18 protein-coding genes are annotated in these 15,723 nt (G+C 65.6%); 12 read left to right on the forward strand and 6 right to left on the reverse strand.

Features of this window, described 5'->3' with window-relative positions; genetic code table 11:
* Positions 1 to 88 precede the first annotated feature (88 nt).
* Both ACIBG0_RS39145 and ACIBG0_RS39150 read right to left on the reverse strand, forming a co-directional pair.
* Entirely contained in the window at positions 89 to 316 is a 228-nt protein-coding gene (locus tag ACIBG0_RS39145; RefSeq protein ID WP_397040199.1) for a DUF6480 family protein, read from the reverse strand.
* On the reverse strand, positions 300 to 437 hold the full coding sequence (locus ACIBG0_RS39150; protein WP_364347222.1) for a hypothetical protein: 138 nt from the start codon (positions 435 to 437) through the stop codon (positions 300 to 302). The genes ACIBG0_RS39145 and ACIBG0_RS39150 overlap by 17 nt, the downstream gene beginning before the upstream one ends.
* A gap of 168 nt (positions 438 to 605) precedes the next feature.
* Here ACIBG0_RS39150 and ACIBG0_RS39155 point away from each other — a divergent pair, with 168 nt between their 5' ends.
* Positions 606 to 1,094 (forward strand): hypothetical protein, encoded by a 489-nt coding sequence (locus ACIBG0_RS39155; protein ID WP_397040201.1) that lies wholly within the window; start codon positions 606 to 608, stop codon positions 1,092 to 1,094.
* Between the two features lie 47 nt (positions 1,095 to 1,141).
* On the opposite strand, the gene ACIBG0_RS39160 is transcribed toward ACIBG0_RS39155, so the two are convergent.
* Positions 1,142 to 1,603 (reverse strand): hypothetical protein, encoded by a 462-nt coding sequence (locus ACIBG0_RS39160; protein WP_397040203.1) that lies wholly within the window; start codon positions 1,601 to 1,603, stop codon positions 1,142 to 1,144.
* A gap of 114 nt (positions 1,604 to 1,717) precedes the next feature.
* Here ACIBG0_RS39160 and ACIBG0_RS39165 point away from each other — a divergent pair, with 114 nt between their 5' ends.
* The 4 genes from ACIBG0_RS39165 to ACIBG0_RS39180 all read left to right on the forward strand — a co-directional run bounded on the left by ACIBG0_RS39165 (position 1,718) and on the right by ACIBG0_RS39180 (position 4,590).
* The gene (locus ACIBG0_RS39165; protein WP_397040204.1) at positions 1,718 to 2,323 is read left to right on the forward strand and encodes a PadR family transcriptional regulator; all 606 of its coding nucleotides are present in this window, start codon (positions 1,718 to 1,720) and stop codon (positions 2,321 to 2,323) included.
* Between the two features lie 194 nt (positions 2,324 to 2,517).
* Positions 2,518 to 2,610: a hypothetical protein gene (locus tag ACIBG0_RS39170; RefSeq protein ID WP_397040269.1), complete on the forward strand. Its 93-nt coding sequence runs from the start codon at positions 2,518 to 2,520 to the stop codon at positions 2,608 to 2,610.
* Positions 2,611 to 2,710: 100 nt separating this feature from the next.
* The gene (locus ACIBG0_RS39175) at positions 2,711 to 3,718 is read left to right on the forward strand and encodes an adenylate/guanylate cyclase domain-containing protein (protein ID WP_397040206.1); all 1,008 of its coding nucleotides are present in this window, start codon (positions 2,711 to 2,713) and stop codon (positions 3,716 to 3,718) included.
* An 80-nt stretch (positions 3,719 to 3,798) separates the two neighbouring features.
* Complete coding sequence (locus tag ACIBG0_RS39180) at positions 3,799 to 4,590, forward strand: RluA family pseudouridine synthase (RefSeq protein WP_397040208.1); 792 nt, start codon at positions 3,799 to 3,801, stop codon at positions 4,588 to 4,590.
* 419 nt (positions 4,591 to 5,009) lie between these two features.
* Here the strand turns inward: ACIBG0_RS39180 and ACIBG0_RS39185 are convergent, their stop codons facing one another.
* The gene (locus tag ACIBG0_RS39185) at positions 5,010 to 5,654 is read right to left on the reverse strand and encodes a TIGR03086 family metal-binding protein (RefSeq protein ID WP_397040210.1); all 645 of its coding nucleotides are present in this window, start codon (positions 5,652 to 5,654) and stop codon (positions 5,010 to 5,012) included.
* Between the two features lie 86 nt (positions 5,655 to 5,740).
* On the opposite strand from ACIBG0_RS39185, the gene ACIBG0_RS39190 reads away from it, so the two are divergent.
* Entirely contained in the window at positions 5,741 to 6,175 is a 435-nt protein-coding gene (locus ACIBG0_RS39190) for a MarR family winged helix-turn-helix transcriptional regulator (protein WP_397040211.1), read from the forward strand.
* A 161-nt stretch (positions 6,176 to 6,336) separates the two neighbouring features.
* The gene (locus ACIBG0_RS39195; protein ID WP_397040212.1) at positions 6,337 to 7,143 is read left to right on the forward strand and encodes a metallophosphoesterase; all 807 of its coding nucleotides are present in this window, start codon (positions 6,337 to 6,339) and stop codon (positions 7,141 to 7,143) included.
* Here ACIBG0_RS39195 and ACIBG0_RS39200 read toward each other — a convergent pair.
* Positions 7,113 to 8,171, reverse strand: coding sequence for an AraC family transcriptional regulator (locus ACIBG0_RS39200; protein WP_397040213.1), 1,059 nt, complete (start codon positions 8,169 to 8,171; stop codon positions 7,113 to 7,115). The genes ACIBG0_RS39195 and ACIBG0_RS39200 overlap by 31 nt on opposite strands.
* Positions 8,172 to 8,266: 95 nt before the next feature.
* Between ACIBG0_RS39200 and ACIBG0_RS39205 the strand changes: the two genes are divergently transcribed.
* The 5 genes from ACIBG0_RS39205 to ACIBG0_RS39225 all read left to right on the forward strand — a co-directional run bounded on the left by ACIBG0_RS39205 (position 8,267) and on the right by ACIBG0_RS39225 (position 14,203).
* Positions 8,267 to 9,727 (forward strand): flavin-containing monooxygenase, encoded by a 1,461-nt coding sequence (locus ACIBG0_RS39205; RefSeq protein WP_397040215.1) that lies wholly within the window; start codon positions 8,267 to 8,269, stop codon positions 9,725 to 9,727.
* A 63-nt stretch (positions 9,728 to 9,790) separates the two neighbouring features.
* On the forward strand, positions 9,791 to 11,905 hold the full coding sequence (locus ACIBG0_RS39210) for an ATP-binding cassette domain-containing protein (RefSeq protein WP_397040218.1): 2,115 nt from the start codon (positions 9,791 to 9,793) through the stop codon (positions 11,903 to 11,905).
* Positions 11,905 to 12,642: an energy-coupling factor transporter transmembrane component T family protein gene (locus tag ACIBG0_RS39215; protein WP_397040220.1), complete on the forward strand. Its 738-nt coding sequence runs from the start codon at positions 11,905 to 11,907 to the stop codon at positions 12,640 to 12,642. The genes ACIBG0_RS39210 and ACIBG0_RS39215 overlap by 1 nt, the downstream gene beginning before the upstream one ends.
* Before the next feature lie 18 nt (positions 12,643 to 12,660).
* On the forward strand, positions 12,661 to 13,344 hold the full coding sequence (locus ACIBG0_RS39220; RefSeq protein WP_397040221.1) for a hypothetical protein: 684 nt from the start codon (positions 12,661 to 12,663) through the stop codon (positions 13,342 to 13,344).
* 160 nt (positions 13,345 to 13,504) lie between these two features.
* The gene (locus ACIBG0_RS39225; RefSeq protein WP_397040222.1) at positions 13,505 to 14,203 is read left to right on the forward strand and encodes an ammonium transporter; all 699 of its coding nucleotides are present in this window, start codon (positions 13,505 to 13,507) and stop codon (positions 14,201 to 14,203) included.
* A 65-nt stretch (positions 14,204 to 14,268) separates the two neighbouring features.
* Here the strand turns inward: ACIBG0_RS39225 and ACIBG0_RS39230 are convergent, their stop codons facing one another.
* A complete protein-coding gene (locus tag ACIBG0_RS39230; RefSeq protein ID WP_397040225.1) occupies positions 14,269 to 15,510 on the reverse strand; it encodes a lipase family protein in 1,242 nt (413 codons plus the stop codon).
* Between the last annotated feature and the right edge of the window lie 213 nt (positions 15,511 to 15,723).

Here is a 15,723-nt window from a genome sequence, read left to right on the forward strand (position 1 = left end):
CCAACCCCGAAACCCTTCCCGACCGGGGGCGATAGCACGCGCCCAAACACTGAAACACCATCGAATTGACTTCGCCTTCATAGGCTGCTCAGAACAGGGTTATCACCAGCAACACCGCCACCACGATGAACAGAATCGCCAACGCCGCGGCCATGGCGATGAACCCGACTCCGGTAGGCGGGAAATGTCGGCTGGTGCGTGGTTCGGGCGCGGATAGACCGGAGGTCTGCGCCGTCTCGGGCGGGGTCGAGCCGGGCCGGACGCCGCCACCCGGCTCGAGATCGGGAGTGCGGTGGGGATCAGGATCCATCGACATGGCGATGCCCTTCGTTGCCGGTGATCATTTCCGGGTCCGTCGGCTTCCCGGCACGTTTACGTCGCAATACCACGATGGCGACGATCACCGGTATCACGACGAGTACCAATAGAAGTTCCATATCGGGCGCTTACCCGGACTCGCACCACTTAAAGGTCATCGTTCACTCGAAAATTGCCAAGGCTCCGGCCAGATTGCTGCGGGCGAGCGGCCGCATCCGCGCGATATCTCGAGCCGTCGCCATGGCATATGACGGCGGTACCGTGGAAGAAGACGCGGGGAGGCGACGATGGTGCAGATGGACCGGCCGCCCAGGGTGCAGACACCGGATGCGGATGCGCCGTGGAACGAGATCGTGCCAAAGCTGTGGATGGGTGGACATCATTACGGGAACACCGAGGGTGTGCGGGTGCCCGCGATCGTCGGGACCGAATTCGAGGTGGTGATCAGCCTGTACCAGGCCGAGGGGCACGGGCCGGGACCGGATGTCGAACACCATCACCTCGCGATTCCGGATGCGGCGCTGCACGCCGAGCAACTGGCGGCGGCGCGGGCCTTGGCCAGGATCGCCGCCGCTGCGGTTCGCGCCGACCGCAGCGTCATGGTGCGCTGCCAATACGGATACAACCGCTCGGGTTTGGTGGTCGCGCAGACGCTGCTCGATCTGGGGCATGCGGTCGATGACGCCATCGCACTGATCCGCCTGCGGCGCTCGCGTTATGCGCTGAACAACGAGTTCTTCGTGAAGTATCTGACGATTGGGCTCGACGGCGGCTGAAATGCTCTGTGCCCCAACCACACGGTTGGGGCACAGAGAGTTCGATATCAACGCGGCGCATTGGCCGGATCGGCGACCGTCGGATGCGTTCCTTCGCGATGCGCCCGGCGCACATCCTCGAAGAACTCCCGCGAGAACATGGCCGACAGCACGGCGGTACCCGCACGGTGCACCCGGAATTCGCTGCGGTTGCTGGTGCCGATGAGCCGGATGACGCGACCCGCGGCGTCCTGGGGCCGCGCGAAATCCTTCACCCGGCCGCGGCCGGTCCAGTGCAGTTCGGTCTGGTCGATGACGGCGTCGTCGGGGACGAGCAGTTTCACCATGGCGTGGTCGAGATCGGCGTGCACGACGATCTCGCCGTCGCCGGTGATCTGCGGCGAGCGCAGGTCGATCACCACGCTGCCGTAGCGGGCGGTGATGTCGAAGGTATCGGCATCGGTCCAGTTGCCGAGGCGCTTGGCGGTCTCGTGGTCGACGTGGATGCGGGTGGCGGTCTTGGCGGTCATTTTTCGATCCTTTCGGGTGGCTTCCGCTGGTGAACCAATAGTGGCATACAGACTAGTTTCTTCGCAACTAGTTTGTATGAACCTAGTTGTCGAAACACCATTAGAATGAGCGGTATGACGGCATCGACGCAGTTCAAGCGCTCGCCCCTGGCGATGGCGTTGCTCGGCATCCTGCATCTGGAACCAATGCACCCGTATGCGATCCAGCGGCGGATCAAGGAGTGGGGCAAGGACAAGGTCGTCAATGTCACCCAGCGCGCGGCGCTCTACAAGACGATCGGCAGGCTGCAGGAGGCCGGACTGGTCACGGTCCGCGAAACCGGCCGCGATCAGCAATATCCGGAGCGGACCATCTACGAAATCACCGATGCGGGTCGCACGGCCTGCGCGAATTGGCTCGCCGAGATGATCGGTGAATCGCGCAACGAGTATCCGGAATTCCCTGCGGCGCTGTCGTTCCTGATGTTGCTCGGGCCCGAAAGCGCCCGCACCGAACTAGAGCGGCGCGCAAAATCGGTGCGCGCCAAAGTCGCCGAGATGGACGCGGACGCGAAGCAGGCCGCCGCGATGCAGCTGCCCAGGGTGGTCATGCTGGAGGACGAGTACCAGCGCGCGGTCACCGAGGCCGAATTGCGTTGGCTCGACGCCGTTATCGCGGATTTGGCGGCGGGCACCCTCACCTGGTCCTGGGAATCCCTACTGCCGCATCAGCAGCCGTAGCTCACATCCCGCGCGGTGACACCGGAATACCGACTTGCGCCGCCGATGGATCCTGCCAGGATCTGGCGCGACCGTTACCGCGACAACGACGCCGCCCGGCGCAAGGTGAGTCTCGTCCGCCCCGGTGCGCGCACGCACTCGGCCGCGATCGATCTCGAATTTCCAGCACCGCACCGGATTAGGTAACCATCACACTGCCGTCGAATCCGGCACTCGCGCCGTCTGGCTGGTATCCGGTGAACGATCAGGGTGTGCCGTCGACCGGACAGTGGCTGCACCTGAGCTGATTGTGACCGATCACAGTCCCGGACCGCCACGGCGGTGGCGCCGACTGTCACCTGCTCCGTTGCCGCCATGGGCGCGAGCTCGGCCCGTAAGGTACCGATCATGGTTCCCACCGAGATATCCGAGCTGGTCGAGTCGGTCGTGGAGTCGTATCTGCTCGACGGGCCGCGCCGCTACAACCGCACCGAGGTCGCCGAAGAATCGGGGACCACCACCGATCTGACGAAGCGGCTGTGGATGGCACTCGGCTTCCCCGCCGGTATCGATGATGCCGCCGTCGACTACGCCGATGCCGATATCGCCGCGGTGCGCAATTTCCGCGCGCTCAATGTGCTCGCCTCGGCGGACTCCAAGCAGCAGGCCGCGACCGCGCGCACCCTCGGCCAGGGCATGGCGCGACTGGCCGAATGGCAGGTCGATGTGGTGCTCGCCGAAATCAGCGCTCGGATGGCCGCGACCGCGCCCGGCACCGACCCGGCCGAAACCGCGCGCGCAGCCACCGAGGCGGCCATCTCCACGCTCGAACAGCTCAATACCTACGCGTGGCGCCGCCACCTCGCCGCGGCCCTGGCCCGGTCCCTCGATCCTGGCACTACGGCGGGTGAGGCGGTGCGCGAGTTGGCGGTCGGCTTCGCCGATATGGTCGGCTACACCCGGCTCACCAGGCATCTGCACCCGGATGAACTCTCCATGCTGTTGGAGGCATTCGAATCCACCACCACCGCCGCGATCACCGAGAACGGCGGCTGGGTGATCAAAAATGTCGGCGACGAAGTCATGTTCGCGGCCGAGGATCCGGCCGATGCGGCCCGGATCGCGCTGGCCATCCAGGAGAGCACGATGATGGTCGGCGGCACGCCGGAGCTGCGGGTCGCGGTGGCATACGGGCCGGTGCTGCAGCGCTTCGGCGATCTGTACGGCTCGGTGGTGAATATCGCCTCCCGGCTCACCGGCGTCGCCCGACCCGGCACCGTTCTCGTCGATGACGACGCCGCCGCGGCCCTGGACGGCAATCCGGAGTTCGATATCCGCAATCTACGCAGCGTGCGCGTCCGCGGATTCAACCGCCTGCGTCCCCACACCCTGCGGCGCAACGGCAAGTACCGGTAACACACGAACCTGCCGCCCGGGCACCCCCAGCGCAGGGCCGCAACAGCAAACACCGGTAGGGCACACCCTAAGCTCGTCCGGTGGAGTTCGAGTGGGCCGAGTTGCGGGAGAGCTGCGTTATCGAGGAGGACGCGGCGGTGTTGGCGTTGAATAAGCCCGCTGGGATTTCGGTGACCGGGGAGCGACACGACAGCGATATCGTCGAGGCGGCGGCCGCTTCCGGGGAAACACTGTATCCGGTGCACCGGATCGACAAAGTGACCTCCGGGCTCGTGCTGCTAGCCAAGGAACTCGGCGCGCACGGGCAGCTGACCAGGCAGTTCAATAAGCAGACGGCCGAGAAGTCGTATCTGGCGATCGTCGAATCGACCGGCTTGCCAGATCGCGGCATCATCGAACTCCCGCTCAGTGTCGGCCGCAAGAACCGAGTGCGGATCGCCGCACCCCGCGAATCCATTCGCGAGCAGACGGGCCGCTGGTTCGTCGACGACGCGGATCTCTTGGCCACCAAGAACTACCCGTCGACCACCCAGTTCACAACCGTGCTGCGCACCGACGCCCATACCTTGCTGGCCGTGCGCCCGATCACCGGCCGCCGCCACCAGATCCGGGTACACCTGGCGTGGATCGGACACCCCATCGTCGGCGACCCGCTCTTCGACAAATCCGCCCGATACGACCGCACCTACCTCCACTCCTGGCAACTCGCCCTGACCGCCAGCTGGCGCACACCCCCAACCCTCACCCTCCAAGCAACCCCGACCCCCGACTTCTGGCGCCCCCTCCAACCCACCCCCGACGCCGAAGCCCTCCTCCAACACGCCGACAACCTGCTGCACACCACCGATTCCCCGCTCCCTCCACCCGAATAGCCCTACGCCCGCACGCAACAGACCAAGCCCTCGTGTCACATAGCCACCCCGTTACCTCTCAGCAGCCACCGAAGCCAACCTCCCCAGCCTGGTCCAACGGCTGCTCAGGTTCTCTCGTGCCGCGCGCTGAATAGCCGAAAATCCCTGCGCCGCACGCCCAAATCGCGCGCGGCGCGGCGAAGGTTGCGGTGTGCGACGAACGCTGGCATCGCGGAGTCCGGACGGTCGTCGCGGTTGCTGCGCGCACCGCGGAGCCGATGGGGCCGCGGCAGCTGCTCGAGCGATCTTTGCCAGCGCCGATCACCCGAGCGTCGTCTGAAAAGACACGCGCACGCCGTCTCATCGCCGCGCGCGCCTCAGCGCGAAACACGTAGCAATTGCCCCGGGCGTGGCACACGGTGATCGGGTTCGGGCGACGACTACTCGGGCCAACTCGGAGAACGTCCGAGGATGGCGACGATCTCGTCGAGCACGGAGTCACCGGACCAGTTGATGACCGGTCCGAAAGCCGCACCGGGTGCCAGGCGGGCCGAGCCGCCGGGGACGACTTCGGCCACCGAAAGTGCGACCGCGAGCAGGTCATTGTCGAAATGCACTGTGCGGCCGAGGGTTCGGGCGACGTCCCAGGAGTGCACGACGTAGTCGATGAAGTGGAAGCTGACCGCCTCGGCTCCGGAGAATTCGAAGGCGCGGGTGAACTCCGGCAGTGGAAAAGTTCGGTCGAGCACGCCGTCCTCGGCGAAGGATGCCAGGACATGTTCGGCGGCGGCACGGTAATCCGCGACCGGATCCGCACCCAGCGGACGCAGCCGCCACAGTGACAGGTCGCCCTCGCCGCGGGAGGCGGCCGCGAAACCGTAGTGCTGGGTGATCATGTGCGCCAGCAATCCGTGCAGCGTCCACCCGGCGCACGGCGTGGGTTTCGCCAGATCGGCGGCGGTCAGATGGGAGACGACTTCGATGCTGGTGCGCACGGCCTGTGCATTGAGGGCGATCAAATCGACCTGCGTACCCAGTGATTTGAGGGTCCGCAGTTCGGCGGAGGTATCGGAATCGGTGGTCATTGCGAGTCCTTTCGAAACACCCAATTAATACGCGCATGCTTATCGTAAGCTTATGCTTATCATAAGCCAAGCGGTATTTTCTACCCATGCCGGAAAAGCGCCCCGACCTCGCCGCGATGATCGCGCCGCTCGGCCGCGCCCTCGCCGCGGCGGAACTGCCCGTCCTGGAGCGGCACGGCCTGACCATGTGGGGCTATGTGGTCCTGCTCGGACTCGGTGACGAACCCGTCTACACCCAGGCCGCGCTGGCCAAGAAAATCCGCGCGGACAAGACACGCATCATCGGCACACTCGACGAACTCCAGCAGCGCGGCCTCATCCGCCGGGACCTCGATCCGACCGACCGGCGCGCACGCCTGATCTCGCTCACCCCGGCCGGTCGAACCACCCGCGACCAGGCACAACGCGATATCCAGGAGCAGGAGAACCAACTGCTGGCCCAGCTGCCCGCCGCCGATCGCAAGTCGTTCCTGCGGTCACTGCAGACGCTGTGGGCCTCGGTCGTCGACCCGTCGAGCTGACCCGGTGTGTGCGCGACCACTTCCGACCCTGCGGTCTGCTACCGGTGGTCAGCCTCATGACGACGCGGAACTCGCAGGTCATCTAGCCTGTAGACGTGCCAGCACACGATGCCGACACCCTCTGACGCAATGGAGCGATCCCCCAGAGAAAGCGAACGCCGATGATCCTGGTGGCTCAGGTCAGCGATACCCATTTCGATCTCGGCACCCGCAATGCCGAACGGGCCGAGCGGGTCATGGCCTATCTCGCCGAGCTGCGACGCAGGCCTGATGCCATTCTGGTGACCGGCGATATCACCGATTCGGGTAAACCCGAGCAGTACGCCGAAGCGCGCGTCGCACTCGACGCCGACATTCCGGTCTATGCCCTACCCGGCAATCACGACGACCGCGCCGCCTTCCGCACCGTTCTGCTCGGTGAACCCGCATCGACCGCGCCGATCAACCACGCGCACCGGGTCGGCGATCTGACCGTGGCCCTGCTGGATTCGAGCGTCCCCGGCGAATCCGGCGGCCGACTCAGCGAGGAAACCTACGACTGGTTGCGCGGCGTACTCGTCGCCGCACCTGCCGACGCGCCCATACTGCTCGCGCTGCACCATCCGCCCGCACATCTGTTCAGTCCGGTCATCGATGAGATCTCGCTGGCCGAACCCGAGAAATTCGCCGAGGTGGTCGCCGCTGACGAACGCATTGTCGGCGTGGTCACCGGACACGCACACTCCGCCGCCGCGACCACCTTCGCGGGCCGCCCACTGCTGATCGCCCCGAGCACCGCCTCCGTACTCGGCGGGGAGTGGGAACTCGAACTCCCGCACCGCGTCATGGATTATGCGCCGGATCCGGCCATCGCGATGCACGTCATCGACGAAAACAAGCGCATCACAACACATTTCCGCAATATCGCGATGGACGGCTGGATCAACGTGCCGCCGAATCAGCCCCGCACGGCGCGTTCACGGCGGTAGGCGGCCGGTGTCGCGCCGGTCCAGCGTTTGAAGGCGTAGATGAAGGTGGAGGATTCGGCATAGCCGAGTCGGATGGCCACATCGCTCACCGAAAGCGGCGTGGCGGTGAGCATTTCCTCGGCGAGCGCGCGGCGCACCTCGTCCAGCAGTGCGCGATAGCTGGTACCGGCGGCATCGAGATGGCGACGCAAGGTGCGGGTGCTCATATTGAGATCGCGTGCGATGGAGTCGATTCCACGCGGAGCGGCGAATCCGTCCGCACCGCCGGGCACCAGGAGTTCGCGCACCTCGGCCGCGATACCCGTGCGGGCGCGTCGTCGGTCCACCAGATCCCGGCATTGTGCCAGGCACATGGCCCAGGTGTGCTCATTCGCCTGTGGCAGTGGCTGTTCCAGCATTGCCGGATCGATGGTGAACAGATTGTGCGGCCGCCCGAAACGCGGTCGCACCTGGGTGACCTCCATGATCCGATCGATGTATCCGGGCTCAGGAAACCGGAATTCGGCCCTGGTGAGCGGCAGTTGTTTGCCGATCAGATCGCTCATGACCTGATGCATGGCGGTGACATCGCGTTCGACCAAGAACTGGCGCACATCGGCCGGAATCGATTCGTCGTGCACCCAGGCGATGAATTCGCCCTGCCCCCATTCCGCGACCGGTAGGCAGAAGGTGAAGCTCAGCTCCAGATAGCGCAGCGCGAACGAGATGGCCTCACCGAGCGTCGGACTGCTGACGCACGCGAAACCGAAAATGCCGAAGGTGGTGATCCGATACCGGCGGCCGATCTCGACACCGAGCGCGGGTGTCTCGGCGAGTTCCCGCACGAGATTGCGGATGACGGCGAGCTCGGTGCGCGCGTCGATCTGCGCATCCGGATCGTGCAGCACAGCCTCGGTCAGCCCGGTTCCGGTGAGCATGCGCGCGACAGGCACACCCTGCTCACCGCCATAGCCGACCATGAGTGCCACGCTGGCGATGCCGCGTGGAAAGTTCCAGTCGCGGATGCCCGGATCCTGTACCCGCTCCACAGCGGACATTATGGCCGAAAATCTCGATCTGCCGACCCGTACGACCGGCAGTCTTAGAGTGGAACTCATCTACAGCGCTGTGAGGAGTGCCACACATGACAGCTGGGAGGCGGCCCTCGGTCATCATCATCGGCGCCGGATTCGGCGGCATCGGGATGGCAATCGAATTGCGGCGCAATGGTTTCGACGATATCACCATCCTGGAGCGCGGCACCGACATCGGCGGGGTCTGGCGGGAGAACACCTATCCCGGCGCGGCCTGCGATGTGCCGTCGCCGCTGTACTCGTTCTCCTATGAGCCCAAGCCCGACTGGCCGCAGCGCTATTCCGGACAGGTGGCGATCCACGACTATCTGCGCGGGGTCGCCCAGCGGCACCAACTGCTGGAGACGATCCTTTTCGGCGCCGAGGTGACCGATGCCGAATTCGACTACGGCCGCTGGACCGTACGTACCAAGGACGGCGCGGCCCGCACCGCCGACGTGCTCATCTGCGCGGTCGGCCAATTGTCCCGGCCCGCCCTGCCGAACATTCCCGGCATCGATACCTTCACCGGCCAGGCCTTCCACTCCGCCGAATGGGATCACGGCGTCGAGTTGACCGGTAAGCGCGTCGCCTGCATCGGCACCGGCGCCAGCGCCATCCAGTACATCCCGCAGATCCAGCCGCAGGTCGAACACCTCACGCTGTTCCAGCGCACACCGGCCTGGGTGCTGCCCAAATTCGATACCGACTACACCCCCATCCAGCACAAACTCTTCGCCCGACTGCCCGGGGCCCTGCTCGTCGAGCGGTTCGGGTGGTGGGCCATCGCCGAATTCGTCGCGCTCGGTCTTGTCGAATTCCCCTGGATCGCACGGCTGGTCGGGCGGATCGCATCGAAGCATCTGGAAAAGCAGGTCCCGGATCCGCGGCTGCGCGCCGAACTCACCCCCAACTATCCGATCGGCTGTAAGCGCGGGCTGTTCTCCAACGACTACTACCCGGCGCTGCTCGAGCCGAATGTGCAGGTCGAGACCACCGCCATTACCGAAATCGTGCCGAATGGCGTGCGCACCGCCGATGGCACGGTGCACGAGGTCGAGGTGATCATCTACGGCACCGGGTTCAAGGGCACCGAATTCCTCTGGCCCATGAATATTTACGGCCGAGCGGGCCGCAAGCTCGCCGATGCGTGGCAGGGCGGCGCGCACGCCTACTACGGCATTACCGTGCCCGACTTCCCGAACCTGTTCCTGGTCTACGGACCGAATACCAACCTAGGTGTCGGCTCGATCATCTACATGATCGAATCGCAGGCCCGGTATATCCGCCAGGCCGTCCAACTGCTCGCCGAACGTCCCGGCCACGTGCTCGCGGTGCGTCCCGAGGCGGAGGCGCGATTCAATACCGCGGTCCAACAGCGTCTCGCGCGCACACCGTGGAACTTCTGCTCCAGCTGGTATCGCACCGCTTCGGGCCGGATCACCAATAACTGGCCGGGCCCGCAGCTCGCCTATCGCCGTCGCGTGCGCAAGCTGAAGGTCGCCGATTACGAGCTGACCCCGGTCGCCTGACACTCACAGTCTCCACAGAAACACCACACGAACTCTGCCACCGGATCCTGGCAGACTTGACCCGTGAGTGATCTGCCCGCCCGCCCCACCGAGCGCGGACCACTGCGCCCGATCGAATTGGCGGTGGGGGCGGTGCTCGGCGGTGCCACCGTCGGCCTTGTCACCGTCGGTGCGCTGATTCCGTTCGCCGCGGCGCTGCAGCTGGTCGCGGCGGTGCCGCTGGCCATGATCGCGCACCGCTATCGGCTGCGGGCCCTGATCACCGCGACCGGTTCGGCCGTGCTGGTCTGCTTCGTCGCGGCGGGCATCGTGCCGGCATTCGGCATTCTCAGTTCGGCCACCATCGCGGGCATTATCGGCACCGTCAAAAGACGACGCGGCGGCTTGCCCGCGGTGCTCGGATTATCGGTAATCGCCGGTCTCGGCTTCGCGGCCTTCGCCGTCGGAACGCTGTTCGTGCTGTCCCGGTCCCGGGATCTACTGTTCAACACCATTCGCAGCACCGCGGAAGGGCTGGAGCGGACGGCGGCGCGACAGCCCCACCTGGAACCGCTCGGGCGTGGCGTCGCCGATGCCGCGGATGCCGCGATCCGCTGGTGGTGGGTCCTGATCGGCGGTGGCGTGCTGGTGGGCATCCTCGCGACGGCGGTGTTCTCCTGGTTCGTACTCGGCTCGGTACTCGACCGGCTGGCCTGGCTACCGAGTCAGGACCGGCTCGACGCACCACCCGATGACCGGCCCATCGCGCCGCTGCCGGTGCGACTGCGCGAGGTCGGCTTCCGCTATCCGGGCGCGCCGGTGGATGCGCTGTCCGGTATCGACCTAACGGTCGCGATCGGCGAATTCGTGGCCATTGTCGGCCACAACGGATCCGGCAAATCGACATTGACCCGGGTGCTCGCAGGATATCCGCCGACCACCGGCAGCGTGGACCGCCCGGGCGCGGCAGGCCTCGGCCACCTGGGTGGCACCGCACTGGTACTGCAGCGGCCGGAGAGTCAAACGCTCGGTGTGCTGGTAGCCGATGATGTGGTGTGGGGTCTGTCCACCGAACTCGCCGCCGCGGTCGATATCGATGGCCTACTGCGCGAGGTAGGCCTGGACGGTATGGGTGATCGAGAGACCGCCACCCTGTCGGGCGGTCAGCAGCAGCGGCTGGCGGTTGCCGCGGCATTGGGCCGCCGCCCCGCGCTGCTCATCGCCGACGAGGCCACCTCGATGATCGATCCGGACGGCCGCCGCGATCTCGTCGCACTCCTGGCCGAACTGCCCAACCGCCATCCCATGGCGGTGGTACTGGTAACCCATCACGAAGCCGATGCCGCCGCCGCCGACCGGGTCGTGCACCTGGCAGATGGCCGGACCGTCGAGCGACTACCAGCCTGGCCGCAGCCGGTCGGCGAAATACGACGCCGCCCGATGGGGGAAACCGTCCTGCGGTTGAGCGACGTTCGCCACACCTATAACCACGGAACCCCCTGGGCCGCACCGGCTTTGCACGGCGTCGACCTGACCGTCCGGCGTGGCGAGGCGGTACTCGTAGTGGGCGGCAATGGATCCGGCAAGTCGACACTCGCCTGGATCATGGCCGGATTGATCGAACCCAGTTCCGGCCGTTGCGAATTGGTGGGTAAGCCGATCACGAAACAGATCGGCCGAGTCGAATTGGCGTTCCAGCACTCCCGGCTGCAACTGCAGAAACAGACGGTCGGCGACGAAATCGCGGACTGGGGTGGCCGAGCCGCCGGATCCGGCGCCGTCGGCCGCGCACTCGACGCGGTGGGCCTGGATCGCGCACTCGCCGCACGCTCCATCGAACAACTCAGCGGGGGCCAAGCCAAACGCGTGGTGCTCGCGGCCATTGTGGCAAGCCACGCGCCGGTAGTCGTGCTCGACGAGCCGCTGGCCGGGCTGGATCCGCAGGGCCGCGCCGAAATCGTGGAATTGCTTGCTCGCCTGCGTAACTCCGGGCTGACCCTGATCGTCATCTCCCATGACGTGCACGATATGGCCGCGGTCTGCGACCGGACCGTCCACCTCCAGGCCGGACGCATTCTGGAGACCGATCCGATCCGCGATACCGCGAATGCACCCGCGCACCAGCCCGATGCCCACACGATGCTGCCAGGAACCCACCCAGGGGATCCGGCATGGCGACTCGGGAACGGAGGTCGGTGATGAGTACGGTGCTGTTCCGCGAGGTGCCGGTTGCCAGTCCAGTGCACAGCCTCTGGGCCGGAACCAAGATCATCGGGGCGTTCCTGATCAGCCTGGTGCTGATGTTCCTACCGTCCTGGCCGGTACTGGGCTTGATGGTGGTTTTCGTAATCGTGATCGGGGTGGTGGCTCGACTGCCGCTGAGCACACTGCCGCGCCTCCCGTGGTGGTTCTGGGCCGCGATCGGCGTCGGTGCTCTGCTCAATGTGCCGGTAGGCAGTGCAGCCGTGCTGCGCTACACCAATGTCACCGTCTTCGGCCTGATCCTGCTGGCCTCCTCGTTCCTGATCGCCTGGACCACCCCGATGGCCGATATCGCCCCCGCATTGGCCAAACTCGGCTCCCCGCTGCGCAGATTCCGCGTGCCCGTGGACGAATGGGCTGTGGTCATCGCGCTGACACTGCGCGGGCTGCCACTACTGATGGACGAGATCCGGGTGCTGCGGGCGGCGCGCCGACTGCGCCCGAAGAACAATCTGCTCAATCGTGCCGCCGATAATCCGCTCGTCGATATCCTCACCGCCGCGATGGCGGTATCCAGCCGCCGGGCGACCGAACTGGGCGAGGCCATTACCGCGCGTGGCGGCACCGGCCAGCTCACTGCCCGACCGAGCGCCCCCGGCCGCAATGACGCGATCGCGCTGACCATTGTTGTCGCGGTCTGCCTCGGCGCGGTCGTCCTGGATCTGCTGACCTGATCGGCGATACTGGCCTCTGTGCGGGACCAAGACGAGGATGTACCTGCCTGGCAACGCAAGACGGAGGGTGAGTCGCGGTTGGCCGCGACACTCGCCGTGGTGGTGATCGTGGTGCTGCAGGTCGCGCCGAAGGAACTTCGCCAACAGCCCGCCTGGCTGGTGCTGCCCGTGCTCGAAGTCCTTTTGCTCGGTGTGTTGGTGGTGGCGAATCCGTTCCGGCTCAACCGGGAAGAGCGCTGGCTGCGCAGCGGCGGCCTGCTGCTGACCGGGTTGCTGAGTCTGGCCACAGCGGTCTCGGCGGGTCGACTGGTGTTCCAACTGCTCAATGGAACTCTCACCGATCCAGTGCAACTACTCGTCTCGGGCGGTGCGGTCTGGTTGACCAATGTGGTGGTGTTCGGACTCTGGTATTGGGAGTTCGATCGCGGCGGACCCGCGGCTCGTGCACATGCGCGAAAGCCGTTGCCGGACTTCCTGTTCGTGCAAATGCAGAGTCCGGACCTGGCCGGACCCGACTGGGAGCCACAGTTCCCCGACTATCTGTATCTGGCATTCACCAATGCGACGGCGTTCAGCCCGACCGATGTGATGCCGATGTCGCGATGGGCGAAGGCGACGATGATGCTGCAATCGGCGATCTCGCTGGTGCTGGTGATCTTGGTGATCGCCCGCGCGATCAACGTCTTGCAGCAGCCCGGATGACGACCGGATAGCGAAGAGCTATAACAAGACTCATCATGTGAGCATCATTGAATACCCCGAAAAGCATTCCTCTAAACCTTTTGTGCGCGGTACCGTGTCATCGGAGTGCGTTCTCTAGATCACATCGTGGCTCTGCACAGCGTCGGGGGAAGGATTTTTCGTGTGCGGAGCGTTGCTACGGCTTACCAGAACTGATGAAGATTGGACCACCGGAATGATTTTCCGCAAGATCACTGCGGCAGCCGTGCCGATCGTCGCCGCTGTCGCGGTCGGCGCGGGCACCTCGTACGCACAGCCGGATGCCGCGCCCGTACCGGACATCGGATACGAGGCGAAACTGGTGGGCGACAAGATCGTTACCACGCTGACCGACGGGTCCTTCCAGATGTCGGCGAACACCGTGGATATCAAGGACATCGCGGGCAATACCGTGGTCACGCTGCCGCTGTCGTTCCGGCAGGACGGCCTGGAGTTCACCATGCCGCACGAGATCCGCGACGCGGGCCGGGTGCTGGAGTTGACCGCGGTCAAGGACTTCACGACGGCGCGGCAGGCGGCTACGCCCGTCGCGTCGGCACGGGAGAATCTGCGCGCACAGGACAACTTCCTGTCCCAGTTCGGCATTGCCACCGCCATCGGCGGCTTTATCGGCACGGTGATCGGCGCGCTGGTCGGGCTCACCGGCATTGTCGGCGGACCGACCGTCATCGCCAGCGTCCTCGCGGGCGCGGGTATCGGCGGCATTATCGGCACACTCGTGGTCGGCGGTCCGGCACTGATCATCGCGGGCATCGATCTGCTCAACACCCTGTCCGCCCCGCCCGGCACCACCAAATGGCAGGACGGTCCGGTCAAGTAAGACCGCGCACTTCCATCGCCCGACGCGGCGCGCAACGAATCGTCTGAGCGCGCCGCATCTTTCGTTTATCGTCCGTGGCAACCAGGCGCTATCGGGACACCCGCGAAACGATCGGCGAGGAAGCCCATGGCACCGGCCGCCTCACCGATCGCGGTCGCATTGTGTCCGGGCAGCGCCGAATGCACCGAGGTGAGATCGGCACCCTGTGCGCAGTATCGCCCGACCAGATCGGTGAAACCGGCGACTGGGATCACATCGTCAGTTGCGCTGTGGTACAGGTACATCGGCATGATCGGTGCGTTGCCGCCGAGCTCCTGCCGGTCGGTCGCCGCCCGTAATACCGGATGAGACAACACATCCGGCACCGCCGCGAATTCATCCACATGCGCGTTGAAGTACTTCGAAAGGAGATCCGGACCACAGGCGGAGGCGTCCTCGATGAGGGCGGCCCGACCGCGCTCGTTGAGTAGTTCCGCCACACCGGAATTCGGCTCGTTCTTCACGATAGCGATCAATACCAGCATTGCCAGTCCCGCTTGCACGCCACCATCGACACCCTGCGCAATGGCTGTCCAATCTGCGGGCACCCCACCCGAGGTGATTCCGGCGAATTGGATATCGGGCGCGTACTCCGGTTGTATCTGCGCCGCCCACAGCGTCGCGAAGGCACCGCCCGAATAGCCCCACGCCCCAATGGGGCTCGCCGGGCCGACGCCGTCCGGTGCGAACTCCCGAGCGGCCCGGATGCCGTCGAGCACCGCGCGGCCAGCGTTGACGCCGTCCAGGAATCTGGAGTCCGGCCCCTCGTAATCGCTTGTCACCACCGCCCAGCCGCGGCGCAATGCCTCGGCGATGAACAGTGTGTCGATATAGGTGTTGGCGCCGCCGAGATCCCAGCCGCCTCGCAGCGCGTACGACGGCGCACACCGGGTATCGAGACTGTCCTCGGCAATCTGATACGACAGCAGCGGCCGCTGGCCGGGACCGAACCACGGCCAATTCGGCACCAGCATGGTGGCCATACCGGCGATCGGCGAGCCATTCGTATCGTTGGTCCGGTATTGCACCTGCCAGGCCGAAACCGGAAGCGGCAGACCGTATAAAGCGATCGAACGGGTTCGCAGCACAGCACCGTCGGGCTGCGAAGCCGGATCGACCGCTGCCACGTAGAAGAGGTCCTGATCCGGCGGCGGCACCGCCCTGGCAACGGGCACGCATGCGAACGCCGCGACCGCGAGAACGGTAAAGGTCGATATCGCACCGAATCTCCGGTTACCGCCGACGAATGGTGCAGACAAAATGTTCATCGCGGCCTCCAGTCTTTCGACGCGGCGCGACGCGGAGTGCGCCGGGAACGCGTCGGCGCCGACTTCGCCCGGCCTCTGATAAAACCACCGTACTGCCTGATCAGAGGGCCCGGCAACGGTCATCGGCGGGCATCGGCTACGCCGTAGGTGTCCGATTTCCGACATGGTTACAGTTGGGGCGGAGCACGCCTGGAGCGCGCTTCGAAAGTGGCT

The sequence above is a fragment of the Nocardia sp. NPDC050630 genome (assembly GCF_044457245.1).
Taxonomy (GTDB): domain Bacteria; phylum Actinomycetota; class Actinomycetes; order Mycobacteriales; family Mycobacteriaceae; genus Nocardia.